General features: G+C 72.5%; 22 protein-coding genes. 19 read left to right on the top strand and 3 right to left on the bottom strand.

What is annotated here, in order from left to right:
• Positions 1-281 precede the first annotated feature (281 nt).
• The 15 genes from KUF83_RS19880 (at position 282) to KUF83_RS19815 (ending at position 15,868) form a co-directional block, all read left to right on the top strand.
• Positions 282-1,538 (top strand): ATP-grasp domain-containing protein, encoded by a 1,257-nt coding sequence (locus KUF83_RS19880; protein WP_217456079.1) that lies wholly within the window; start codon positions 282-284, stop codon positions 1,536-1,538.
• Positions 1,535-2,455, top strand: a complete 921-nt coding sequence (locus KUF83_RS19875; protein WP_217456078.1) for a Rossmann-like domain-containing protein — start codon at positions 1,535-1,537, stop codon at positions 2,453-2,455. The genes KUF83_RS19880 and KUF83_RS19875 overlap by 4 nt, the downstream gene beginning before the upstream one ends.
• Positions 2,452-3,543 carry a PLP-dependent cysteine synthase family protein gene (locus KUF83_RS19870; protein WP_217456077.1) on the top strand — a complete coding sequence of 364 codons (1,092 nt, stop codon included), beginning with the start codon at positions 2,452-2,454 and terminating at the stop codon, positions 3,541-3,543. The genes KUF83_RS19875 and KUF83_RS19870 overlap by 4 nt, the downstream gene beginning before the upstream one ends.
• Entirely contained in the window at positions 3,540-4,586 is a 1,047-nt protein-coding gene (locus KUF83_RS19865; protein ID WP_217456076.1) for a dipeptide epimerase, read from the top strand. Before KUF83_RS19870 ends, KUF83_RS19865 begins: the two co-directional genes overlap by 4 nt.
• The gene (locus KUF83_RS19860) at positions 4,570-5,802 is read left to right on the top strand and encodes an MFS transporter (RefSeq protein WP_217456075.1); all 1,233 of its coding nucleotides are present in this window, start codon (positions 4,570-4,572) and stop codon (positions 5,800-5,802) included. The genes KUF83_RS19865 and KUF83_RS19860 overlap by 17 nt, the downstream gene beginning before the upstream one ends.
• A complete protein-coding gene (locus KUF83_RS19855; RefSeq protein WP_217456074.1) occupies positions 5,799-6,578 on the top strand; it encodes a class I SAM-dependent methyltransferase in 780 nt (259 codons plus the stop codon). The genes KUF83_RS19860 and KUF83_RS19855 overlap by 4 nt, the downstream gene beginning before the upstream one ends.
• Before the next feature lie 98 nt (positions 6,579-6,676).
• A complete protein-coding gene (locus tag KUF83_RS19850; protein ID WP_217456073.1) occupies positions 6,677-8,257 on the top strand; it encodes an ABC transporter substrate-binding protein in 1,581 nt (526 codons plus the stop codon).
• Entirely contained in the window at positions 8,254-9,207 is a 954-nt protein-coding gene (locus KUF83_RS19845) for an ABC transporter permease (RefSeq protein WP_217456072.1), read from the top strand. Before KUF83_RS19850 ends, KUF83_RS19845 begins: the two co-directional genes overlap by 4 nt.
• A gap of 59 nt (positions 9,208-9,266) precedes the next feature.
• Positions 9,267-10,193, top strand: a complete 927-nt coding sequence (locus KUF83_RS19840) for an ABC transporter permease (protein WP_217456471.1) — start codon at positions 9,267-9,269, stop codon at positions 10,191-10,193.
• Entirely contained in the window at positions 10,190-11,725 is a 1,536-nt protein-coding gene (locus KUF83_RS19835; RefSeq protein ID WP_217456071.1) for an ABC transporter ATP-binding protein, read from the top strand. The genes KUF83_RS19840 and KUF83_RS19835 overlap by 4 nt, the downstream gene beginning before the upstream one ends.
• A gap of 462 nt (positions 11,726-12,187) precedes the next feature.
• Positions 12,188-12,658, top strand: a complete 471-nt coding sequence (locus KUF83_RS19830) for a GNAT family N-acetyltransferase (protein ID WP_217456070.1) — start codon at positions 12,188-12,190, stop codon at positions 12,656-12,658.
• A 373-nt stretch (positions 12,659-13,031) separates the two neighbouring features.
• Entirely contained in the window at positions 13,032-13,643 is a 612-nt protein-coding gene (locus KUF83_RS42030) for a hypothetical protein (RefSeq protein WP_254644098.1), read from the top strand.
• Complete coding sequence (locus tag KUF83_RS42025) at positions 13,633-14,409, top strand: class F sortase (protein ID WP_308403065.1); 777 nt, start codon at positions 13,633-13,635, stop codon at positions 14,407-14,409. Before KUF83_RS42030 ends, KUF83_RS42025 begins: the two co-directional genes overlap by 11 nt.
• 22 nt (positions 14,410-14,431) lie before the next feature.
• The gene (locus KUF83_RS19820; RefSeq protein ID WP_217456069.1) at positions 14,432-15,316 is read left to right on the top strand and encodes an oxidoreductase; all 885 of its coding nucleotides are present in this window, start codon (positions 14,432-14,434) and stop codon (positions 15,314-15,316) included.
• Positions 15,317-15,334: 18 nt separating this feature from the next.
• Complete coding sequence (locus KUF83_RS19815) at positions 15,335-15,868, top strand: hypothetical protein (RefSeq protein ID WP_217456068.1); 534 nt, start codon at positions 15,335-15,337, stop codon at positions 15,866-15,868.
• Between the two features lie 103 nt (positions 15,869-15,971).
• Here the strand turns inward: KUF83_RS19815 and KUF83_RS19810 are convergent, their stop codons facing one another.
• The gene (locus KUF83_RS19810; protein WP_217456067.1) at positions 15,972-16,994 is read right to left on the bottom strand and encodes an alpha/beta fold hydrolase; all 1,023 of its coding nucleotides are present in this window, start codon (positions 16,992-16,994) and stop codon (positions 15,972-15,974) included.
• A gap of 276 nt (positions 16,995-17,270) precedes the next feature.
• Between KUF83_RS19810 and KUF83_RS19805 the strand changes: the two genes are divergently transcribed.
• Both KUF83_RS19805 and KUF83_RS19800 read left to right on the top strand, forming a co-directional pair.
• Positions 17,271-18,668 (top strand): S1 family peptidase, encoded by a 1,398-nt coding sequence (locus tag KUF83_RS19805; RefSeq protein ID WP_217456066.1) that lies wholly within the window; start codon positions 17,271-17,273, stop codon positions 18,666-18,668.
• A 163-nt stretch (positions 18,669-18,831) separates the two neighbouring features.
• Entirely contained in the window at positions 18,832-20,040 is a 1,209-nt protein-coding gene (locus KUF83_RS19800; protein WP_217456065.1) for a damage-control phosphatase ARMT1 family protein, read from the top strand.
• A 60-nt stretch (positions 20,041-20,100) separates the two neighbouring features.
• On the opposite strand, the gene KUF83_RS19795 is transcribed toward KUF83_RS19800, so the two are convergent.
• Complete coding sequence (locus KUF83_RS19795) at positions 20,101-21,492, bottom strand: MFS transporter (protein WP_308403064.1); 1,392 nt, start codon at positions 21,490-21,492, stop codon at positions 20,101-20,103.
• Positions 21,489-22,067, bottom strand: a complete 579-nt coding sequence (locus tag KUF83_RS19790; RefSeq protein ID WP_217456063.1) for a TetR/AcrR family transcriptional regulator — start codon at positions 22,065-22,067, stop codon at positions 21,489-21,491. The genes KUF83_RS19795 and KUF83_RS19790 overlap by 4 nt, the downstream gene beginning before the upstream one ends.
• A 138-nt stretch (positions 22,068-22,205) precedes the next feature.
• On the opposite strand from KUF83_RS19790, the gene KUF83_RS19785 reads away from it, so the two are divergent.
• Both KUF83_RS19785 and KUF83_RS19780 read left to right on the top strand, forming a co-directional pair.
• The gene (locus KUF83_RS19785; RefSeq protein ID WP_217456062.1) at positions 22,206-22,586 is read left to right on the top strand and encodes a hypothetical protein; all 381 of its coding nucleotides are present in this window, start codon (positions 22,206-22,208) and stop codon (positions 22,584-22,586) included.
• 88 nt (positions 22,587-22,674) lie between these two features.
• A partial coding sequence (locus KUF83_RS19780) for a DUF3105 domain-containing protein (RefSeq protein WP_217456061.1) occupies positions 22,675-23,318 on the top strand: 644 nt, incomplete at its 3' end.

The following is a 23,318-nucleotide window of genomic DNA, read 5'->3' as shown; positions in this document are numbered from 1 at the left end:
CCGAGAGTAGATCCACGGCTCGGCGCCTGTCCACGGCTTTTCCCTGGCCGTCGATCGCGCCGCGGTGCGCGGTGCCGCCGCGGACGAGCGGTCTCACCGCGGACCCCCGCCCCCGTCGCCACCGCTGCGGGTTTTTGCCGTCGCGGCAACAAAGCCCGGGCAATCAGATGACAATGAAAATGATTGTCGATAGCGTGTGCGTCGGTCACGCCGTCCGCACCCCGCCCCGGGGTGCCCTTGGCGTGCCCTGACACTCAACCGGAGTGCGCGGAAGGGGAGTTGTGGCTCATCTGTTGGTGGTCGAAAGCTGGGTCGGATCGATGAGCAGACTCCTGCCACGAGCGATCCGGGAGGGCGGGCACGAGTTCACCTTCCTCACCCGGGACCTGCACCACTACCTGCGCTCCGCTCCGGAGGGCACGGCCCATCCCCTGCTCGCGGCCCGCAACGTGCTGACCGCCGAGACGAACGACATCGACGCCCTGCTCCCGGAAGTGGAGCGTCTGCACGGCGCACTCGGCTTCGACGGGGTGCTCACGTCCTGCGACTACTACCTGCCGACCGTGGCGCGGATCGCCGCCCGGCTGGGGCTTCCCGGGCCGACGCCCGAGGCCGTGGAGAACGCCTGCCGCAAGGACACGACCCGTCGTGTCCTCGGCGACGCCGGTGTCCCCGGCCCCCGTTTCGCCGTCTGCGCCGACCGGGCCGCCGCCGAGGAGGCCGCGCGGGAGCTGGGCTTCCCGCTGGTGGTCAAGCCCGTCGACCTGTGCGCGGGCATGTACGTGCGGCGCGTCGACGACGAGCGCGAGCTCACCGAGGCCTGCCGGGCGATCGCCGACTTCCCGCTGAACGCCCGCGGTCAGGTGCGGGCGCCGGTCCTCCTTCTCGAAACCCTCCTCGACGGACCCGAAGTCAGCGTGGAGACCGTGTCGTTCGACGGTACGACGCATGTGGTGGGCGTGACCGACAAGAGCCTCGGCGGAGCACCCGCCTTCATCGAGACCGGCCACATGTTTCCCGCCCCGCTCGCGCCGGCCGACGTGGAGGCCGCGCAGGACACCGCGGTGCTGGCGATCAAGGCGCTCGGGCTGGACGCCGTCGTGGCCCACACCGAGATCAGGCTGACCGCAGCCGGACCCCGGGTGGTCGAGGTCAACCCGCGCCCGGCCGGAAACCGCATCACCGAGCTGGTCCGTCACGTCACCGGCCTCGATCTCGCCGCCGCCTGCGTGGACGTCGCCCTTGGCCGGGCCCCCGACCTGCGACGGCGCGACACCGGACTGCGCAGCGCGGCCGTCGGATTTCTCGTACCGGACGTCGCTGGAACCCTGGAGTCGATCGAGGGGTCGACCGAAGTGCACACCGAACAGGGCGTGTTGGAGGTCCAGCTGGCCGAGCCGGGCCGGGTGGTGAAGGCCGCTGGCAGCAACAACGAGTACCTCGGACACGTGATGGCCGGTGACGCGGAAGGGCTCGGCGCGCGGGCCCGGGTCGAGGCACTGCTGTCCGGGCTGCGACCGCGGGTGTCCGTCCGATGAGGGCGTCGAGCGGCGTGCGGTCGCCTGCCGCCCCGCACGAGAGGACCGACTCGGCCTCGGCCTCCACTTCGGCCGCGGCCTCGACCTCGACCTCGACCTCGACCTCGACCTCGTACGACGATCTTGTGGAACGAGTGCTGGCCGCCGAGCTCGGTCCGGACCCCCGCACCCTGTGTGTCGCCGTCGCGTTCACCACGAGTCAGGCCGTACGGCACGAGGGGCGCCGGGGCGGCTATCGCAACGAGGTGCTCAGTCTGCGCCTCGGCCGGGCGGTCGGCTCGTGCGCGGTCGAACCGGGCGCGCTGCCGGGCGGCGCGGTGGACGACTGCGCCGGGGCGGACGTCGCACGCCTGCTGGAGCACCCGCTCGCGCCGGTCCGCGTGGCGGCGCTGGACGCCTATCTGATGCACGTCCGCCCGCACACGCCGGAGAACGGGGCACTGCCCCTGCCGCTGCCGGCCGGGACGTCCCTGGAGAAGTCCCGGGCGCGAGCGCGAGCCGTCGTCGAGCTGCTGGACGTACGGCCGGGACAGACCGTCCTCGTCGTCGGTGTCGTCAACTCCCTGCTTGAGAGCCTGCGTTCACGAGGAATCCGGTACATACCGTGCGACCTCAAGGGCGGCACGACGGAATGGGGCGAGCAGGTCGTCACCGACGCGCTCGCCGAACTCGACGGCTGCGACGCCGTGCTGGCCTCCGGTATGACGCTCGGCAACGGTTCTTTCGAACCACTGCGGGAGCATGCCCTGCGCCACGGCAAGCAGTTGGTGATGTTCGCGCAGACCGGCAGCGCCGTCCTCCCGCGGTTCCTCGGCGCCGGAGTGAGCGCGGTGTGCGCGGAGCCGTACCCCTTCTTCTGGCTGGACGGCGGCCCGGGTGTCGTCCACCGGTACGGCAGTACGGAGGCCACGCTGTGACCACGGCCGCGCTGCGCCCTCTCACCGCCTCCCCCGCGAACCCTGACCTCCTCGCCCTGCTCGGCCGCACACCGCTGGCCAGGGTGACCACCGATCTGCCGTGCCCGCAGCCCGGCTTCTGGGCCAAGCTGGAAGGGCTCGCCGCCGGTGGCATGAAGGCACGGGCCGCCGTGTCCATGCTGCTCGGCGCCCGCGACCGCGGTGAACTCCGGCCCGGCGCACCGGTCGTGGAGTCCACGTCCGGCACGCTCGGCATCGGACTCGCCTTCGCCGGGCAGGCGCTGGGCCACCCCATCGTGCTCGTCGGTGACACCGAACTCGAACCGTCGATGCGGCAGTTGCTGCGCGCGTACGGAGCCCGCCTCGAACTGGTCGACCGGCCCGCCGGCGTGGGCGGCTGGCAGGCGGCCCGGCTCGCCCGGCTGCGCGAACTGCTCGGCGCGCTGCCGGACGCCTACTGGCCCGACCAGTACAACAACCCCGACAACATCGCCGGTTACGCCTCGCTCGCCGCCGAACTCGCAACCCAGCTCGACCACTTGGACGTACTCGTGTGCAGTGTCGGCACAGGCGGTCACAGTGCCGGGGTCGTGGGGCCGCTGCGCAGGCACTGGCCGGGGCTGCGGCTGATCGGCGTGGACGCCACCGGCTCCACCATCTTCGGCCAGCCCGCCAGGCCCCGGCTGATGCGCGGTCTGGGCAGCAGCATCCATCCCCGCAACGTGGCCTACGAGGCCTTCGACGAGGTCCACTGGGTCGGCCCGGCCGAGTCCGCGGACGCCTGCCGGCGCCTGGCCCGCGGCAGTTTCGTGAGCGGCGGCTGGAGCACGGGAGCGGTCGCGCTGGTGTCCGCGTGGGCGGCCCGCGTCCATCCCGGAGCCGTGGTCGCCACCGTCTTCCCCGACGGCCCGCACCGCTACCTCGGCACGGTCTACGACGACGACTTCGCGGCCGCGCACGGCCTCGACCCGGCCAACGCCGCCACCCGCCCCGTCGAGATCCCGCACGCGCACGCCGTCGAGGCCACCGGCTGGGTCCGCTGCGCCACGGTCACCGACCCCCTCAACACCCTGGAAGGGAGCCCGTGAAGGCCACCCTGCGCACCGTACGGCTCACGCTCGCCGAGCCGCTGCGCATATCCCGTTCGACGACGGCCGCCCGCGACGCCGTCTGGCTGTCGGTCGAGCACGAAGGCCTGCACGGCCACGGCGAGGCCGTCACCAGCGTCTACTACGGCCTCGACACCGGCACTCTGGAACGGCACCTGTACGAGTCCGGCCGGGAGCTGGGCCGCTTCGCCGACCCCGAGACCGCACTGCGTGAGCGGCCGTCGGGTGAACGGCCGCCGGCCGTGAACGCGGCCGTCGAGTCCGCGCTGCTCGACCTGCGCGGCAGGCGGGCCGGCGCTCCCGTGCACCGGCTCCTCGGATCCGGGAGCGCGCCGAGCGCCGCCACCGCCCGCACGATCGGTATCGTCCCGGCCCCGCACGCCGCCGCGCAGGCCCGCGCACTCGCGGACGCCGGATTCGCCCTCATCAAGGCCAAGGCGGGCACCCCGGACCCCGAGGACGACCTCGACCGCATACGTGCCGTTCGCGCCGCCGCCCCCGGTACCCGGCTCCTCCTCGACCCCAACGGGGCCTGGACCCTCGATCAGGCCCGCCAACTCATACCCCGTTACGCCGAGTTGGGTGTCGAGGCCGTCGAGCAGCCCGTCGCGCCCGGTGACCCGGAGGGCCTGGCGCGGCTCGCCGAGCGCTCACCACTGCCACTGATCGCCGACGAGGACGCCGTCGACCAGGAGGACGTACGGCGTCTGGCGGGCCGTGTGCACGGCGTGAACGTCAAACTCGCCAAGTGCGGCGGCCCCTACGCGGCGCTGCGGATCGCCGAGTCGATCGCCGGCAGTGGCACCGACCTGATGCTCGGCTGCCTCACCGCCAGCACCCTCGGCCTCGCGCCCGCCGTGCACCTCGCCGACCGCGCCCGCTGGGCCGACCTCGACGGGCACCTGTTGCTCGCCGACGACCCGTGGACCGGGATCGGGGGCGCCGACGGAGTCGTACGGGCGAGTGACCTGCCCGGGCTCGGCGTACGGGAGAGGCGGGTGAGCCGTGAAGACGCTGCATGAGATACGCGGCTTCTCGCCCGCGATCCGGCTCCTCCTGGTCAACCAGCTCGGCGTCAACACCGGCTTCTACCTGCTCATCCCCTATCTGGCCACGCATCTGGGCGAGGACCTGGGCATGTCGGCGGCCGTCGTCGGGATCGTGCTCGGGGTGCGCAACCTCAGCCAGCAGGGGCTGTTCCTCATCGGGGGTTCGGCCGCGGACCGGCTCGGGGCGCGCGGCGTCATCATCGCCGGCTGCGCGGTGCGTACCGTCGGCTTCGCGTTGTTCGCGCTCGGCGACGGACTCGCGGTGCTGCTGGCCGCGTCCGTGCTGAGCGGGCTCGCCGGGGCGCTGTTCAACCCGGCCGTGCGGGCCTATCTCTCGCAGGAGGCGGGCGACCGCAAGGCCGAGGCGTTCGCGCTGTTCAACATGTTCGCGACCACCGGTGCGCTGATCGGTCCGCTGCTCGGCAGTGTGCTGCTGCTCGTCGACTTCCGGGCCTCCGCGCTGACCGCCGCCGCGATCTTCGCGGTGCTGACCGTGGCGCAGGCGCTGATGCTGCCCGCGCGTGCGGTGCCGCCGAGCCGCAGCGGTGTCCTCGCGGACTGGCGCGAGGTGGTCGGCAACCGGAGGTTCCTGGCCTTCTCGCTGGCCATGGTCGGCATGTTCACCCTGGAGAACCAGCTGTACCTGCTGCTGCCCGACGGCGCCCGCCGGGCCACCGGCTGGGAGGGCGCGGCCGGACTCGTCTTCCTCGTGGGCACGCTCGCCAATCTCGCGCTGCAGATGCGGCTCACCCGGGCGCTCAAGGAGCGCGGCCGGCAGGCCATCGGTGCCGGACTCGCCCTGATGGGGCTCGCCTTCCTGCCACCGATGCTGGTGTCGGGGTCCGCGCCACAGGCCTGGCACGCCGCACCCGTCCTCGCGGGTGTCCTGCTCCTGTACGTCGGCGTCATGGTCGCGCAGCCCTTCGTGATGGAGCTGATCCCCGGTTTCGGCAGGCCGGAACTGACCGGCACGTACTTCGGGATCTTCTACATGGTGTCCGGCGTCGCCGCGGCCGTGGGCAACACGGTCGTGGGCTGGGCGATGGATGCCGGGGGCCGGCAGGACACGGCCTGGCTGCCGTGGGCCTGCTGCCTGGCGGTCGGGCTGGCGTCGGCGGGCGGGATCACCTGGCTGCGCCGCCTCGGGGCCCTGCCCGAACGCCCCGCTCTCGTGGGGGCGAGCGTATGACCAGCGGCAATCTCCTGACCGACAATCCGGAACTGTACGAGGCACGGTTCCCCGATCCCGACCGGCTGGCCGGACGGTGGGCCGAGGACTGTCTCCGACGGCACGGGGCCGGGCCGAGGGTCCTCGATGTGGGGTGCGGCACCGGGAGGGACGCCGCGCACCTGCACGCGGCAGGCCGGTCGGTCGTCGGCGCCGACCTCTCCGAGGCGATGCTGACGTACGCCCGGACCCGGTACCCCGGTCCGCGCTATGTGCGCGCCGATCTGCGGGACTTCACCCTCGGCGGCTTCGACGCGGTGGTGTGCCTGGACAGTTCACTCCTCTACTGCCACACCAACGACGATCTCGACGGGTTCCTGGCCTCCTGCCGCCGGAGTCTGCCGCCCGGCGGGCTCCTGGTCGCCGAGATGCGCAACGGCGCCTACTTCCTCGGCCGCGACGACCTGCTGAACAAGGTGAGAACCAACGGCTTCGCCTGGCAGGGCACTTCGTACCGGTCGACGACCACCCTGTACGTCGACCGCACCGCGCAACTCCTGCGCCGTACCCGTACCTGGACGGCCGACGACGGCTCGGCCCCCGTCGAACAGCGCTCCGCGTGGCGGCTGCTCCTCCCGCAGGAACTGCGCCACTTCCTGAGCGCGCACGGCTTCACCGTGCTCGCGCTGCACGACGGTCCGGGGCCCCGCACCGAACCGCCCTGGCAGGAGGGCGACCTGCCGGGCACGGCGGCCGACGCCGACCGGCTGCACGTGGTGGCCCGGCTCGACTGCTGACCGCCCGTCACCTCCCGCCCCTCACCCCCGACGCCCCCCGATACACCTCAGCGCACCTCAACACACCTCAACTCATCCCGAACAGCAAGGACTTCGTCATGCAGGACTACCCCGGTCTCCGTCGCAGAGGCCTGCTCGTGGCCGCCTCCGGAATCGGCGCACTCGCTCTCGTCGGCTGCGGCGGCTCCGACGGCGACACCGGCGCGAGCGGCTCCGGCGGCGGAAACGACGGGAAACCCAAGCGCGGCGGGCGGCTGCGCGCGGCCTTCGCCGGCGGCGGCGCGAGCGAGACCCTCGATCCGCACCTGGCCAACCTCTTCGCCGATGTCGCCCGCGCCAAGGCACTCTTCGACAAGCTGGCCGACTACGGGGACGACCTCTCCGCGCTGCCGCGCCTGGCCTCCGGCTGGGAGCCGAACGCGGGTCTCGACCGCTGGAAGGTGACTCTGCGGAAGGCGGACTTCCACGACGGCAGACCCGTCACCGCCGAGGACGTCCTGTTCAGCTACCGCCGTATCGCCGACCCCGAGAAGGCGTTCCGCGCCAAGGCGTCCCTCGAACCCATCGACCTCAAGGCGAGCCGGGCCGTCGACGAGCGGACCGTGGAGTTCGTCCTCAAGCGGCCGACGGCCGAATTCCCCAACGTGCTGGCCGCGTTCGGCGCGTACATCGTTCCCGACGGGTCCTCGGCGGCCGACTTCGACAAGAAGCCGGTGGGCTCCGGCCCGTTCCGCTTCGTGTCGTTCGCGCCGGGCCGCTCTGCGGTCTTCCGCCGCAACGACGACCACTGGGACGGCGCCCCGCACCTCGACGAGGTGGAGTTCGTCGTCGCCAACGAGGAGTCCGCGCGGGTGAACGCCCTGCTCGGCGGACAGGTCGAGTACGCCCACGAGTTGAACCCGACGACCGCCCGCGCCCACGAGGGCAAGGGGCAGATCGAGATCGTACGGCTGCGCAACAGCGCCATGCAGGCCTTCGCCATGAAGACGGACCGGGCGCCCTTCGACGACAAGCGGGTCCGGGAGGCGTTCTTCCTCATCGCCGACCGCCAGGAACTCGTCGACGGCGCCCTGTCCGGGGCGGGCGTGGTCGGCAACGATCTCTTCGGCAAGGGATACGAGTACTACGCCGACGGTCTGCCCCAGCGTGAGCAGGACCTCGACCGTGCCCGCGCCCTGCTGAAGAAGGCGGGTGCGGAGAAGCTGAAGGTCACCCTGGACACGTCGGCGGTCGCGGCCGGGTTCACGGAGGCGGCGAGCATCTTCCGCGACCAGGCGGCCGGGGCCGGTGTCACCGTCGACGTCAGGATGGGCAGCAAGGACTCGTACTGGGCCGACATCCTCGATTCCGGAACCCTGTGCTGCTACCGCTCCGGAGCCATGCCCATCGAGTCGCACATCTCGCAGCGGCTCCTCACCGACTCCACCACCAACGCCACCAAGTGGCACCACAAGGACTTCGACGCGCTCTACCACCAGGCGCAGTCCACGAAGGACGAGAAGGAACGCGCCGCCGTGTTCGGCCGGATGCAGCGCAGGCTGTACGCCGAGGGTGGCTTCCTGGTGTGGGGGTTCGCCGACTGGATCATCGGAACGGCCAAGTCCGTCAAGGGCGTTGAGCGCAAGGCACCCGCCAACACGCTCGACTGGGCACGGTTCGACAAGGTCTGGCTGGCGTGAGCGGACTCGGTTCCTGGGTCGCCCGGCGGCTGCTGCTCGGGGGTGCGCAGACCGTGGCCGTGGTGCTGCTGGTCTTCGCACTCACCGAGGCGCTGCCGGGCGACGCGGCGGTGGCCCTCGCCGGGGACCAGCCCGACCCGGCGCGGATCGCCGCCATCCGCGAGGCGATGGACCTGGACCGGCCGGCGTACGAGCGGCTCGTCGACTGGGCGGCCGGGCTGCTGCACGCGGACTTCGGTACGTCACTGGCGTCCGGGCGGCCCGTCACCTCGTACATCTCCGGTGCTTTCGGTCCCACGCTCCTGCTCGCCACGATCACCGTCGCGCTGCTGGTGCCCGTCGGGGTCGGGCTCGGGGTGCTGGCCGCACGGTTCGAGGGGCGGTTCGTGGACCGGCTGGTCAGTGCGGTGACCCTCGGGGTGTACGCGGTACCGGAGTTCGCCTTCGGGGTGCTGCTCGTGACGGTGTTCGCGCTGCGGCTCGACTGGCTGCCCCCGACGGCCGTCGGGTACGGAACCGATCTGCTCGGGCATCCGGCGGCGCTCGTCCTGCCGGTACTCGTCCTGCTGTCCCGTCCGGTGTGCTCGCTGTCCCGGCTGGTGCGTGCCGGGATGATCGACGCGCTCGCCTCACCGTATGTCGCGCAGGCCCGCCGGTACGGGATCCCGGGCGCCCGGGTGCGGTACGCGCATGCCCTGCCGAACGCGGTGGCGCCCGCCGCTCAGCAACTCGCCCGTACCGTCGACTGGTTGTTGTGCGGCGTGATCGTCGTGGAGGCGCTGTTCGTGATTCCGGGCCTGGGAACCGTGCTGATGAACGCCGTGGCCGAGCGGGACGTGCCCGTGGTGCAGGGGCTCGCGGTGGTGTTCGGGGTGCTCACCGTGGTGCTGAACCTGGGAGCCGATCTCGTCGCCCACCGGTTCGCACCGCGGGCGGAGGCGGCCGCGTGAACGGGCACGAGCAGGAGCAGGAGCGCCGACCGGGATTCCGGAAGAGGCTTCGCAGAGGGCTGCCGCCGGGACGCTTCGCGCTCGGGGCCTTCCTCGTGTGTGTGCCGCTCGCCCTCGCTCTGCTAGGGCCGCTGGTCGCGGGCGGGCCCGGGCCGCGGGCCGCGTCGTTCACGCTCGGTGGCGGGCACTGGCTGGGCACCGACTTCGTGGGACGTGACGTGTGGCGTCAGGTGCTGCTCGGCGGCCGGCCCGTGGTGGTCGTCGCACTGACGGCGACGGCGTTGGCGTACCTCGTGGCGCTGCCGCTCGGGCTGGTCAGCGCGCTGACCCACCGGACCTGGCTGGAGGAGACGCTGATGCGGCCGCTGGACGTGCTGCTGGCCGTGCCGTCACTGCTGATGATCCTTCTGGTGGCGTCCGTGTTCTCACCCGGCGCCGCCGGGCTCGCGCTGCTGGTGGCGCTTGTGAACATCCCGGACGCGGCCCGGATCGTGCGGGCCGCCGCGGCCGACGTGGCCTCCCGGCCGGCGGTGGAGGCGCTGCGGATGCAGGGCGAGTCGTGGTGGCGGATCGCCGTGGGCCATGTGGGGCGGTCGATCCTGCGGCCGCTCGCCGCCGACGCGGGGATACGGCTGACCGGCGTGCTGTACCTGGTGGCCACGGCCGCCTTTCTGGGCATCGGGGTGGCGCCGGACGCGGCCGACTGGGCGGTGATGGTGGACCGCAACCGTACGGGGATGTTCGTGCAGCCCTGGGCCGTGGTCGTCCCGGCGCTGCTGATCGTCGCGCTGACGATGGGGTGCAACCTGCTCTTCGACGCGGCGCTCAGGACCGACCGCGCGGAGGTCCGAGGCGCCCTTGAGGACGACGCCCCGGGCGGAACACCCTCTGGCGCCCGCGCCCCGGCCCGCACTTCTGCCTCTGACTCTCCTTCTGCCTCTTCCTCTGCTGGTACTGATGCTCGAACGAAGGAGCCGCGTCCATGAGCGGGCCGACAGCGGTCGCGGAGATCGAGGAGCTGACCGTGGAGGTCGGGGGCCGACGCATCGTCGACGGGGTGAGCCTGCGGGTCCTGCCCGGGAAGGTGACCGCGCTGGTCGGGGCCTCCGGCAGCGGCAAGACGACCACGGGGCGTGCCCTGCTGGGCGACTTCCCGCCGGGAGCCCGCGTCACCGGCCGTGTGCGGGTCGAGGAGGCGTTGGTCGGTTACGTCCCGCAGCATCCGGCGGCGGTGCTCAATCCCGCACGGCGGGTCGGTGCGCTGCTGCACGACATCGCACGCGGTCAGGTGTGCGAACTGCCTCGCAGCAAACGGCGGACTGCCGCCCGCGAGCGCGTCCTGAAGGCGCTGGAAGCAGCCCAACTGCCTGATGGGGCGGCATTGTTGCGGCGCTTTCCACATCAGCTCTCGGGCGGGCAGCAGCAGCGGGTCGTGCTCGCCCAGGCGCTGCTGCTGGGGGCTCGAGTCGTCGTCGCGGACGAGCCCACCACCGGGCAGGACGTGCTCACGAAGCGCCGGGTCGTCGAGGAACTGGCGGCGGTGGCGGCGCGAGGGATCGGAGTCGTCCTGCTCAGTCACGACCTCGAGACGGTACGCGCGCTCGCCGACGAGGTGCTGGTCATGCGGGACGGCTGCGTCGTGGAATCCGGTCCGACGGAACAGGTATGGCTGGCTCCCCAGCATCCGTGGACGCAACAACTCCTGGCGGACCAGCCGGTGTTGGCGGAGTTCGCTCCGGCGGGCGCTCGCCCGGAGGCGGTGCTGCGGGTCCGCGGTCTCCATGCCCGTCACCGGGCCGGGGGCGAGGTGCTGCGGGTCCCGGAACTCTCGGTGCGCCCCGGCGAGTGCCTTGCCGTCCTCGGCCGCTCGGGCAGCGGGAAGACGACCCTCGCCCGCTGCATGGCCGGACTCCATCGCACGTACGAGGGAGAGGTGCTGCTCGACGGAGTGGCACTGCCGCGCAGTCTGCGTGACCGGGATCGGACTCGGCTCGCCGCCGTGCAGTACGTCTTCCAGGACGCCCGCGCCTCCTTCGACGAGCATCGGCCGGTACTCGACCAGGTGGCCCGGACAGCGGTGCGCCTGGGTGGGATGCCGGTCGCCACCGCACGGGCCGAGGCGTCTCGGACGCTCGACGGACTCGGCCTGCCGGGCGGGTCGACGCGCCGTACTCCCGACCGTCTGTCCGGCGGTGAGCTCCAACGAGCCGCGCTCGCCAGGGCGTTGCTCGCACGGCCGCGGGTCCTGGTGTGCGACGAGATCACCTCCGGGCTCGACACGGTCACCCGCCGCGGCATCCTCGACCTGCTCGCCGGGCTGCTCCGCGACCGCGCCGACCTCTGCCTCGTCCTCATCACCCATGACCTGGACACGGCCCGCCTCGCCGCCAGGATCGCCGTGCTGGACGCCGGAGAAGTGGTCGAGCAGGGACCCGCACAGGACATCCTGACGGCGCCCACGCACCCGTTCACCGTCTCGCTGGTGCGGTCCGCGACGCGTGCGGCGGCGAGGCCGTGACCGGCGGGACCACTCCGTGATCCGGTGCACGCGGGCAGCATCCGCGCGCTCGGGGACGGCCAGGTCGCCCGACGACTGTGCAGCCACTCCTCCCGAGGCAAGCACCACTACTTGCAGAGCCGGGACCGGGGAGAGCGCTCACGGGCGGAGGGGTCCCCCGTGAGTGCCGTCCCCGGAGGGTCGCCCCGCCGAACCCGGCGGCGTGCCGCCTCTTCGTGGGGTCGACCCGGCCCGGGAGGACCGGTGCGAGCACGTTGGCACCGCGCTCCGGCCGCGTCAACGATCCTTTCCTTTGTCCCGCAGAAATACGACGTGCAGGTCCGGACTGCTGGTTCGGCCGGGGAACGGGGGTCGGCAGGAGGCGTCCGGGCCCGGGCACACTTCGGGCGGGGTGCGGGATCCCCCCTGCAAAATGGAGGGCGGGTAGGACATCGAGCCCCATCCAGATCGGACGAACTCTCCATGGATCTGCTGCCCTTCGACACCGGCCACGCGACGACGGTGGCGAGCTGGCCGGTCTCCGCCGCGGAGGTGGTGAGGTGGTGCGGGCTGCGGGACTTCCCCGTGGCCGGGTCGACGGTAGCGGCGTGGCAGCACGAGACGGACGTGTCGGCCCGCATGCTCGTCGAGGGTGAACAGCTCGTCGGGTACGGGGAGTTGTGGTGCGACGCCGAGGAGGACGAGGTCGAGCTGGCCCGGATCATCGTGGCGCCCGGGGCCCGCGGGCGAGGTCTGGGGCGCGTAGTGGTGCGGGGCCTGCTGGCGGAGGCCCGCCGCTCCGGCCTCTCGGAAGTGTTCATGCGGGTCCACCCGGACAACGCCGGTGCTCTGCGCTGTCACCGGGGAGCGGGTTTCGGCCCGGTCGACGCCGAGTCGGCCGAAGCCTGGAACGCCGGGCAGCCGGTCGACTACGTCTGGCTGCGACCCACCTGAGCGGCGATCCCCGCCGGAAGCAAGGGACCGGAGCCGGACCGGGAGCACGAACCCGCGGCACGGGACATGGCCCGTCCCACCCGCGACCCGCGGTACGGGGCCGGGACCGGCAGAGCCGCGGCACCGGACCGCCGGCTCAGCGCCTGCGGCGGCCAGGTCCGGGCCACCCCGCCCGCCCGTCGGAGCGTTCGCGGGGGCCACGAGGGCGCAGGCGTGGTGGTGGATCCGCCCGCGCACAGGCCGGGACGTTGGTCCGGCCGGGGGATCTCTGACGTGTCATCAGCGATGCGCCGTGTTTCCCGCTTCCGGATGTGAAAGGGAGTCGGATGCACAACCGATTTGTACGACAATCATTCCGCTCGGAGGATCTCGTATGTCCGCCTCATCGCTCCCCCGCTCCCTCGGTGTCCGCTCCGGCGCCGCAGCCCTCACCGCGTTCGCCCTCGCGGGCACCGCCCTCCTCGGGGCGCCGGCCGCCTTCGCCGCCCCGGGCGACAACGGCGACGTCAAGATTCACGCGGAGACGACGTCCCCGACCGACCAGCGCAACGAGCCGAAGGTCTGCAAGTTCTACCTGGCCGCCTTCAACTTCGACGGCGTGCAGGGCGTCACGTGGACCATCGAGCCACAGCCCGCGGCCTCGGCCAGCGCCACGCTCAACGGCACCCTCACCCTCCCCATCGGCACGGGCTACACGGACACGCTGGCGCTGCCGGACGGCCAGTACAAGCTCACGTGGAAGATCATGGGCGGCAACGGGGCGGGCAAGAGCAAGGTGTTCAAGGTCGACTGCAAGCCCACCGCGCCGACCAAGCCGCCCGCCACGCCGCCGGCGCCCAACGGCGGCGTGCCCGCCGGCGGCGGCGGTCTTGCCGAGGCACCGACCGTGTCGGCCGTCGCGGCCGCCGGAGCTGTGGGCCTGGTCGGCGTGTCCGGCTTCGTCTACTTCCGGATGCTGCGTCGCCGGCCCGACGGTGCCGCGTAGGCACGCGCCCAGGCCCTGGTACCGCACGCGCGCCTACCGGCTGACGAGAACGGTTGTACTGGCGTTCTCGCTGGTGGTGGGCGGCATCTGGTGGACAGAGGACGACGGCCGGCCCGCGGGCCCGGTCGCCGCCCCGGCGGCGGAACCCGGGGACGCGAAGGCGTCCCCGGGCCCGCCCGCCTCCGCGACACCGGAGCCCCGGCGCAGCCCCGTCCCCACACCGCCCCCCGTCCGTACACCACCTCCCCCTGCCCGCCGTTCCAGCCCGCCGCCCCCGCCGCCGCAGACGCTTCCCCGGTCCAAGCCGACGGACCTGCACATCCCGTATCTCGGCCTCAAGGCCCCGCTCGTCGGACTTCAGCTGGACCGGCGACGGCAGCTCACCACTCCGCCCGTCGACAAACCCAATCTGGCCGGCTGGTACGAGGGCGGGCCCTCGCCCGGAGAGCCCGGCACCGCCGTGATGGTCGGCCATCTGGACACCGCCACCGGGCCCGCCGTCTTCGCCGGCCTGAGCACACTGACGCCCGGCCGGCTGGTCGAGGCCCGGCGCGCCGACGGCCGTACCGCCGTCTACGCCGTGGACGCCGTCCGCGTGTACGAGAAGGCACACTTTCCCAGTCAGGAGGTGTACGGCGCCAGAAAGCGCCCCGAGCTGCGGCTGATCACCTGTGGCGGGACGTACGACCGCAAGACCGGCTACCAGAGCAACGTCGTCGTCTTCGCGCACCTGACGCAGACGCGGGGTCCCTCGCGCCCCGCCTAGAAGCCCGTGCCAGACTCCTGCGGTGACCTCAGAGACGATCGACGCGGCGGCATCGGGGAGTTGGCGGCTCGGGGACCTGACGGTCAACCGGCTCGGCTTCGGAACCATGCGGCTGACCGGAAGCGGCACCTTCCACCGGGGCACGCCGAGCGACCGCGACCGGTCGCTCGGCGTGCTCAGGCGTGCGAGGGAACTGGGCGTCAACCACATCGACACCGCGGCCTTCTACTTCTCGTCCCTGCGCTCCGCCAACGAGCTGGTCAACTCGGCGCTGGCCCCGTACCCGGACGACCTGGTCATCGTCACCAAGGTGGGCCCGGGACGCGACCCGTCCGGCGAGTGGCTCCCCGCGGCCAGGCCGGAGCAGTTGCGCGGCCAGGTGGAGGAGAACCTCCGTCAGCTCGGCCGGGACCACCTCGACGTCGTCAACTACCGTACGCACGGCCGCCATTCGGTCGCCGAACACTTCGGCGCGCTGGCCGAACTGCGCGAGGCCGGGCTCGTCCGCCACCTCGGCCTGTCCGACGTCGATCCCGAGCAGCTCGCCGAGGCGCGGGCCATCGCACCCGTCGTCTGCGTGCAGAACCGGTACGCACTGGGCACCCGCACCACCGAGGACGACGACGTCCTGCGGATCTGCGGTGAACTGGGCATCGCCTTCGTCCCGTTCTTCGCCATCGCCGGCGAAGGCGGAGCCAGAGGGGTGGCGGACACGGCCGACTCCGAGGTGCGTGCCGTCGCCCGCGCGCACGGGGCGACGCCCGCGCAGATCCGGCTCGCCTGGACGCTGCACCGTGGGCCGCACGTCCTGGCGATCCCGGGTACCGGCGATCCGGACCACCTCGTCGAGAACGTGGCCGCGGGCGCGATCCGTCTGCCGGACGACGACCTCGCCCGGCTCGTCTGACGGCGGGACGGATCCGGCATGGGAGACAGCACTCTGTGGGTGGCCGCGCTGACGGCCGCGACCGCGGTCCTCGCGAGCTGGGTGACCAGCCACGGCACCGCCCGGGCGGCACGCATCCAGGCGGACGCGGCCGCCGCGACCGTGCAGGCGGACCGCCTCCGGGCCGCCCGGCGCGCGGCGTACGTCGACGTCATCGAGCAGGCCCAGCGCATGGGCGACCTGTACTGGAAGGTGACCGACGCACACGAGATCGGTGACGCCGACGAGCGTCTGGAGACGCTGCGGGAGCTGCGGATACGCCTTCGGGGCGAGTACGCCGTGCTGCGCCAGCGGGTCTGGGTGGCGGATCTGGAGGGCCCGCCGGAGGTCGCCGCGGCCGCGGACCGGCTGCGCCGCGCCACCGGTGACAACTACCGCGCGCTCAGTGCCATGATCGCCGGCGAGGAGGGCGCGGGCCCGCGGTTCAAGGACTGCTACGCCCCCTTCTGGGAGTCGGTCGTGCAGTTCGTCGGTGTCGCCCGCACCGCCCTGCACGGCACACGTGCCCCGTAGTGCCGTGACAGGCACCGCTCGTGCTCTCGGGTAGTTCCGTGTCAGGCACCGCTCGTACCCTCGGGCCACCCGGGCACGGCGGCGAACGGGGTCCGGCTCGTCATCATCGCGTACGCGCTGGGGCTGGTGGCGTCGGGTCGTCGAGGGACCTGAGCCAGGTGGTCAGGAGCCGGTTCACCTCGTCGGGGCGCTCCTGCTGGACCCAGTGACCGCTGCCCTCGACGAGGTGCGAGGAGACCAGGCCGGGGAGGGTGCTGGGGAACGCCTCGATCGCGTCGGCCAACCACGTGATGGAGGCGTCGAGTTCACCGGCGACGAAGAGGGACGGCTGTGTGACGGGGGCGCCGTCCCACTCGGCGAGGTCCTCCCAGTCGCGGTCCATGTTGCGGTAGCGGTTGAGCGCTCCCGTGAGTCCGGTCCGCTCGAACTCGGCTGCGCAGTGGTCGAGTTGCTGATCCGTCAGAAAGGAAGGGCGGTCCTTCACGAAACGGTCGGAGAGCCTGCCGCCCTTCGGGACGAAGAAGACCGAGCCCTCGCCCGACGCCGGCATCGTGTCGCCGGCCAGCGTGGCGTAGAAACCGGCCAGCCATCCGCGTACGTCCTGCTCGATCTCCGCCTCCGCCCGGCCCGGCTCCTGGAAGTGGCTGACGTAGAACTCCTCGTCCCCGCCGATCATCGCGAAGGCGTCGGTCGGCCGCATGGCGCCCCGCGGCGCGTACGGCACCCCGAGCAGCCCCACGGCGGAGAAGACATCGGGCCGGAGCAGGGCGGAGTTGGCGGCGATCGTCGAGCCCCAGTCGTGGCCGACGATCAAGGCGGTCTCCTCGCCGAGTGCCCGGACGACCGCCACGTTGTCCTCGACATGGGCTCCGATCCGGTACGCCTCCACGGCTTCGGGACACGAGGAGCGGCCGTATCCGCGCACGTCGATCGCGACCGCGCGGTAGCCCGCCGCGGCGAGGGCGGGGAGTTGGTGGCGCCAGGAGTGCCAGAGCTCGGGAAAGCCGTGGACCAGCAGGACCAGTGGGCCGGCGCCCTGCTCGACCAGGTGGATGCGGCCACCGGGAACGTCCACCATTCGATGCTGGGCGCCCGCCGGTGTGAACGGACTGACGGCCTGCTGCATACGTCCTCCTCGGCATGGGGTGTGCTCCTGCCGATCATCGGTGTGCCCGCACGGAGGCGCGAGGAGCGTTGCCGTTTCGGCAAATGCGCGCCGATGCAGACGGGCACGACCGTGGACGCGGCCCGCTCAGGAAGGTTGCCTTCGGAAGTGCGGCCGAACACCCGGGCCGCTCGGTGAACCGGAGCGCGCGACGGCACGTACTGAAGGAGGGCGTTCACCTCGCGGGAGCGCCCGCAGAGGTGACGCTGTGTCAGGACAGTCGCACGGGAGCCGTGGATGAGGCATGCACGACGTAATGTTCAGCGAATCGCACGGTTCGCCGCCATCGGCGGGCTGGCCTGCGGAGGGCTGATGGTCTCGCAGGCCATGGCGAGCGAGACGTCGGGCGATCCGAAGACCCCGAGCGCCCAGACCCGGGCCGCCGAGACGGGCCGGGACCTGGTCGCCGAACTGGGCACCTCACGTACGGCGGGGGCCTGGATCGACGCCGAGGGGCGGCCGGTGGTCGCGGTGACGGACGAGAAGGCCGCGGCCGACGTGCGGGGGGCGGGCGCCGTCGCCAAGGTCGTCCGCTACACCATGCAGGACCTCAAGTCCGCGACCGAGACGCTGAAGGACGCTCCCAAGGTGGCCGGCACCTCCTGGTCGATGGACTACGCGGCCAACCAGGTGGTGGTGCGCGCCGACAGCACCGTCTCCGCGGCCGAGTGGGCGCGGATGACCGCCGTCGCCGAGGGCATCGGCAAGTCCGTGCGCATGGAGCGCACGGAGGGCACGTTCACCCCGCGGCTCAACGGCGCCGACTCGCTCTTCGCGGGCTCGGGACGCTGTTCGGCGGGTTTCAACGTGACCAACGGACAGAGCAACTTCATCCTCACGGCAGGCCACTGCGGCCCCGTGGGCACGACGTGGTTCTCGGACCAGCAGGGCAGCAACCTCGTCGGGTCGACCGTCTCCGGCTCGTTCCCCGGCGGTGACTTCTCGCTCGTGGCGTACAGCCCCGGCACCACCCTCGAAGGCGCCGACATCGTGGCCGTCGGCAACGGCCAGGGCGTACGGATCACAGGGGCGGCCGATCCGGCCGTCGGCCAGAAGGTCTTCCGCAGCGGCAGCACGACCGGTCTCCAGTCCGGCGAGGTGACCGGATTAAACGCCACGGTGAACTACCCGCAAGGCACCGTCACCGGGCTCATCGAGACCACGGTGTGCGCCGAACCGGGCGACAGCGGCGGTCCGATGTTCGCCGACGGAGTGGCCCTGGGTGTCACCTCCGGCGGCAGCGGGGACTGCCAGGCGGGCGGTACGACGTTCTTCCAGCCGGTGACCAAGGCACTGGACTCGCTGGGGGTGAAGCTGGCGAGCGATCCCGGAGCGGCCGGTCAGGCGGCGCCCCCGTCCGGAAGCACCGGTGACGCGGGCGCGGCGGTGCCTCCTGGCACCGCGTCGACCGCCCCCGGCGCGGCCCTGCCGGGGGCCATGGGACCGGTGGAAACGGTTCCCGGGGGCCAGACCGACAGCACGGTCTCGGCGCTGGAACGGCTCGGCGAGTACAGGAACCTCGGGCCCGGACTGTTCGTCATCGCCGGCAGCCTGCTCGCGCTGGTGGCACTGCGGATCCGTTCGGAGCGGGGCCGCAAGCGCTACCGCAGCCAGTACTCGCAGAGCTGGGGCTGACCGGGACGCGTCAGCCGATGGCCGGTGGCCGGCACCCCTGCACCGTCCGGTGCCGGCTGGTGCCTTCCGTCGTGGCGGCGTCGGCACGCCATGGACTCCGGGCGTCGACGTCACCGCACGACGGCCCGCGGCCGGCGAGCGGCACGGGCGGTTTACTGGAGGCATGACGAGTCCCAGCCACCACACCGGTCAGGTCCCCGCCGACGCCGCAGCCGACACAGACCGTGCCCCCGTCGTCGTCGGCACCCCGGGTTCCTTCGCCCGCGGCGTGCTGGACGAACGGCACCCGGCCCTCATCGAGCGGGTACGGCGGGCCACCCCGTACCCGCCCGGGCAGCGGCGCGCCCTGGACGCCCTCCTCGACGAGATCACCAAGGGGGCCGTCGAGCGGCTCGACGCGGACGAACCCGGCGCGGAGCACTGGCAGGACGAGCCGTACTACGGGCAGAGCTGGGCCGACGTGCCGTTCCTCTGGGCGGAGAGCTTCTTCTACCGCAAACTCCTCGCGACCCTGGGTCACTTCGTCCCGGGCCCCTGGCAGGGCATCGACCCCTTCGCCCCCTTCAAGAACGCCGAACTGGCGGGCTCCGCCGTCGACGACGAACTGTCCGCGCTCGACCGGCTCCCCGGGCTCCCGCCAGAAGAGCGGGACCGGACGCTCCTGTTGTCCTCCCTCTGGGGCAACCGTGCCGACCTCGGCTTCCAACTGTCCGCGGGCGCGGCCGGGTTGGCGGACCGGGTACAGGGACTCGTCGTCGACGACTCGCAGGCGCTGTGGGAGGTCCTCTCGGCCGCGGAGGCGGGCAGGGTCTGTCTCGTCGCCGACAACGCCGGCCCCGAACTGCTTCCCGACCTCGCCCTCGCCGATCACCTGCTCACCACCGGGCGGGCCGCCTCCGTCGTCCTGCACCTCAAGCCGTACCCGTACTACGTCTCCGACGCCACCACCGCCGACACCCTCGCCTGCCTCGACCGTCTGGCCCAGGCGCCCGGCCGTGCCGCGGAGGTGGGCGGACGGCTGCGAAAGGCCGTGGGCGACGGGCGGCTCATCCTGCGTGCCCACCCGTTCTCCTGTGCGCCGCACCCCTACGACCGGATGCCCGCCGACCTCCGGGAGGACTTCGCGTCCGCCACGCTCACCGTCATGAAGGGCGACCTCAACTACCGCCGCCTGGTGGGCGACCGGCACTGGCCGGCCACCACGCCCTTCGCCGAGGCCACCGCGTACTTCCCCGGCCCGGTGGCGGCGCTGCGGACGCTCAAGTCGGACGTGGTGACCGGCCTGGCACCCCGGACGGTCGAGGAGCTGGACGCGGGCGCGGAGGCCTGGCGCACGAGCGGGACCCATGCCCTGATCCAGGTCAAAGCCTGACCGTTGTGGCGGTGAGGACATCGGGCGCGGCCGGTCGTCGCGTTCCTCGCCGGGTCCGCTCTACGGATGGCCCGCCGTGTCCGGGGCGCCCGGTCCCACCGGGGCCGGGCGCCTCCCGTCGTCCGACGCGGCGGGCAGTCCCGCGCCCAGCAGCGCACCGAGCACGGCGACGGCGGCGAGGACGACCAGCGCGACACCGGTCGCCGGGACGTCCCCCGGCGTGAGCGCCGTGGCCAGGGCCACCCCGAGCAGAGGCCCGATGTTCATCGCGGTCTGCTGGAGGCCGCCCGACACACCCGCCGCCTCCACGGACGCCGCCCGTACGACGACCGCGGTGGCGGTGACCATCACGGAGACGAAACCGGCACCGAGCAGCAGGAAGCAGCCGCCGATCGCCACGGAACCCGACGTCGGGCCGAGGCGGGACATCAGGAAGGCGGCGAGAGCGACGAGGAGCATGCCCGCCACGGCGGTCCGGCGCGGACCGTGGCGGCGGAACAGCAGAGCGGAGACGGGCGCGCCGACCACCATCATGAAGGCGAGCGGCAGTGCGTGCAGGCTGCTCAGCAACGGGTCCAGGCCCCGCACGTCCTGCAGGTAGTACGTGCCGAGGAACAACGCGCCGAACATCGCCGCCGACACCGCCAGCAGCATCCCGAGCGCCGAGACGACCGTCGCCGAGCGGACCACGTCGGGCGGGACCAGTGGTTCGGCCGCACGGCGCTCGTGGCGGACGAACGCCGCGCAGGCGGCCACCGTGCACAGGACTCCCAGACCGGTGGCGGCCGTCGCGCCGGAGTCCGGCCCCGCGACGAGGGTGTGGACCAGGCTGATCAGCGTCACCGCCAGGAGGGCGGCGCCCGGCAGGTCCAGGCGTACGTCCGAGGTGTTCGCCGGTGCGCGTCCGACGAGGGCGAGGGCGCAGGCCGCCAGCGCGGGGACCACGCTCAGGAAGAAGACCGACCGCCAGCCGAAGTGGGCGACCAGCGCGCCGCCGAGGAGGGGACCGAGCGCGGCGGCCGCTCCGATCGCGCTGGTGCGCAGGGCGACGGGCATGCCGAGCCGGTCGGGCGGATAGGCGGCGCGCAGCATTCCCAGGGTCGCCGGCTGCAGCAGCGCACCGAAGGCGCCCTGCACGACGCGCAGGGCGACGACCCAGCCGATGCCGGGAGCCAGGCCGATGGCCGCCGAGGTCAGGGCGAAGCCGAGCACGCCGACGGTGAAGACCCGCCGGTGTCCGTAGCGGTCCCCGAGGCGGCCGGCGAGGACCAGCAGGCCGGCGACCGCGATCAGATAGCCGGTGCTGGTCCACTGGACCTGCGCGAGTGAGGCGTCGAGGTCGTGCCGCAGTGTGGGCTGGGCGACGGTCAGCACGGTTCCGTCGAGGGCCACGACCCCGGCGCCCGTGACGCCGGCCGCGAGCGTGAGGTGCTGACGGCGTGCCGGGTTCACCGGGGTTCCGGGCCGAGGTGGGCGTCCAGGGCGGACCGCACGAAGGGTTCGACGCCGTCCGTTCCGGTCGCGAGCCGGAGGCTGCCCCATCCCCACAGTTGCACGATGCCGTGCAGGTTCGCCCAGAGGGCGCCCGCGACCTCCGGGGCCCGCACGTCGGGGCGGGCCCGACTCACCAGGTCCGCGAGGGAGTTGAAGAGGGGCAGGCTCGTCTCGCGCAGTCCCAGGCTGTCGCTCTCCAGCAGGTCGTGGCGGAACATCAGCTCGTACATTCCGCGGCGGGACAGGCCGAAGTCGACGTAGAGCCCTGCCAGCGCCGCGAGTTGGGCGCGCGGCCCCTTCTCCTCGTCGCGCAACTCCTCGGCGACGAGCGTCCCCAGTTCGGCGAAGCCCTCGCGCGCGATGGCGGACAGCAGCTCCAGGTGGGTCGGGAAGTGGCGGCGCGGCGCGCCGTGCGACACACCCGCCCTGCGGGCGATCTCCCGCAGGGACAGGGCCTGCACGCCCTCCTGCGCCACCATGTCGACGCCGACGGCCACCAGCCGGGCCCGCAGACCCATTTCCTCTTCACTCATAGACACTGTCTACCAGCCGCACGTAGACAGTGTCTACTACCATTCGTAGACAGCGCCTACTCGCAAGTGGCGGCGCCCGTCCCATCGTTGCGCGGGGCCGTGGCATCGCCGTGGCGGGCACCGCATACCATCACCGTGATGAGCAGCCGGAGGCCCCAGCGAGCGCGCCGCGTCATGCGGGACGCGGCGCTGTGCCCTGCCCTGGCCGTGCTGCTCGCGGTGCTGATGACGTGCCTGGGCTACGTGCCGTCGCACGGCCCGGCGGCGGCGCCGTCCGTACCGGTGACCACCGTCTCCGTCGCCCACGAAAGGCTGGGCTCCCCCGCCGAGCGCGACCAGTGCTGTGGCCTGCCCACCCGGGAATCGCGCGCGGTGCTCCCCGTGGGAGCGCATCCGCTGCCCGCGGTTGCGGCACGGATGCCGGCCGTGGCCCGCCCGGCCCAGGCCCCGCACGCCCCCGTGCCGACGCCCGCGCACGGGGCTCCGGACCTCCACGTCCTCCAGGTGCAGCGGATCTAGGCCGGCGTCCGTACGACGCCGTCCGTCAGACCCCTCACCCACCGCCGCCCGGACGATCCGCAGCGGCGGGGACTAGGAACGCATCCCCATGAGCAGAACCAGCAAGAAGTCGGCCGCCACGGCCCGCAAGGCACGCATCGAGGAGATGCGCCGCACCGAGAAGGCCCGCGAGCGCAGGAACCGCATCCTGACCATCACGGTCAGCACGGTCATCGTCACGGGACTCGTCGGATTCGGCGCGTACTACCTGGACCGGGCGAACGACAAGGACGAGCAGCGGCAGGCCGCCGCGAAGAAGCCCGTCAAGGGCGAGAAGTCCTGGAACGCGAAGAAGCTGACACAGAACCACGTCACGAAGTCCGTGTCGTACCCGATGAACCCGCCGGTCGGCGGCGACCACCACCAGGCGTGGATGACGTGTGACGGCTCGGTCTACACGAAGGCGATACCGAACGAGAACGCGGTGCACTCGCTGGAGCACGGCGCGGTCTGGATCACGTACAACGACAAGGCGGCGGACGCCGACGTGAAGGCCCTCGCCGACAAGGTCGCCAAGACCCCGTACACGCTGATGAGCCCGGTGAAGGACCAGGCCGGGGCCCTCATGCTGTCGGCCTGGGGCAAACAGCTGACCGTGGACAAGGCGTCCGACCCGCGCGTCCAGCAGTTCCTGACGAAGTACGTGCAGGGCGCGCAGACGCCGGAGCCGGGGGCCGCCTGCGCGGGCGGCAT

The organism is Streptomyces sp. BV286 (genome assembly GCF_019090165.1).
In the GTDB taxonomy this organism is placed as follows: domain Bacteria; phylum Actinomycetota; class Actinomycetes; order Streptomycetales; family Streptomycetaceae; genus Streptomyces.
The sequence above is the reverse complement of the archived record's forward strand: the minus strand, read 5'-3'. Positions and strand labels throughout refer to the sequence as shown.

Coding starts and splice junctions, on each gene's coding strand:
- KUF83_RS19875 (WP_217456078.1), top strand. CDS start 1,535: ATGAGGGCGTCGAGCGGCGTGCGGTCGCCTGCCGCCCCGCACGAGAGG.
- KUF83_RS19815 (WP_217456068.1), top strand. CDS start 15,335: ATGGGAGACAGCACTCTGTGGGTGGCCGCGCTGACGGCCGCGACCGCG.
- KUF83_RS42030 (WP_254644098.1), top strand. CDS start 13,032: ATGTCCGCCTCATCGCTCCCCCGCTCCCTCGGTGTCCGCTCCGGCGCC.
- KUF83_RS19810 (WP_217456067.1), bottom strand. CDS start 16,994: ATGCAGCAGGCCGTCAGTCCGTTCACACCGGCGGGCGCCCAGCATCGA.
- KUF83_RS19855 (WP_217456074.1), top strand. CDS start 5,799: ATGACCAGCGGCAATCTCCTGACCGACAATCCGGAACTGTACGAGGCA.
- KUF83_RS19850 (WP_217456073.1), top strand. CDS start 6,677: ATGCAGGACTACCCCGGTCTCCGTCGCAGAGGCCTGCTCGTGGCCGCC.
- KUF83_RS19805 (WP_217456066.1), top strand. CDS start 17,271: ATGAGGCATGCACGACGTAATGTTCAGCGAATCGCACGGTTCGCCGCC.
- KUF83_RS19800 (WP_217456065.1), top strand. CDS start 18,832: ATGACGAGTCCCAGCCACCACACCGGTCAGGTCCCCGCCGACGCCGCA.
- KUF83_RS19790 (WP_217456063.1), bottom strand. CDS start 22,067: ATGAGTGAAGAGGAAATGGGTCTGCGGGCCCGGCTGGTGGCCGTCGGC.
- KUF83_RS19835 (WP_217456071.1), top strand. CDS start 10,190: ATGAGCGGGCCGACAGCGGTCGCGGAGATCGAGGAGCTGACCGTGGAG.
- KUF83_RS19785 (WP_217456062.1), top strand. CDS start 22,206: ATGAGCAGCCGGAGGCCCCAGCGAGCGCGCCGCGTCATGCGGGACGCG.
- KUF83_RS19830 (WP_217456070.1), top strand. CDS start 12,188: ATGGATCTGCTGCCCTTCGACACCGGCCACGCGACGACGGTGGCGAGC.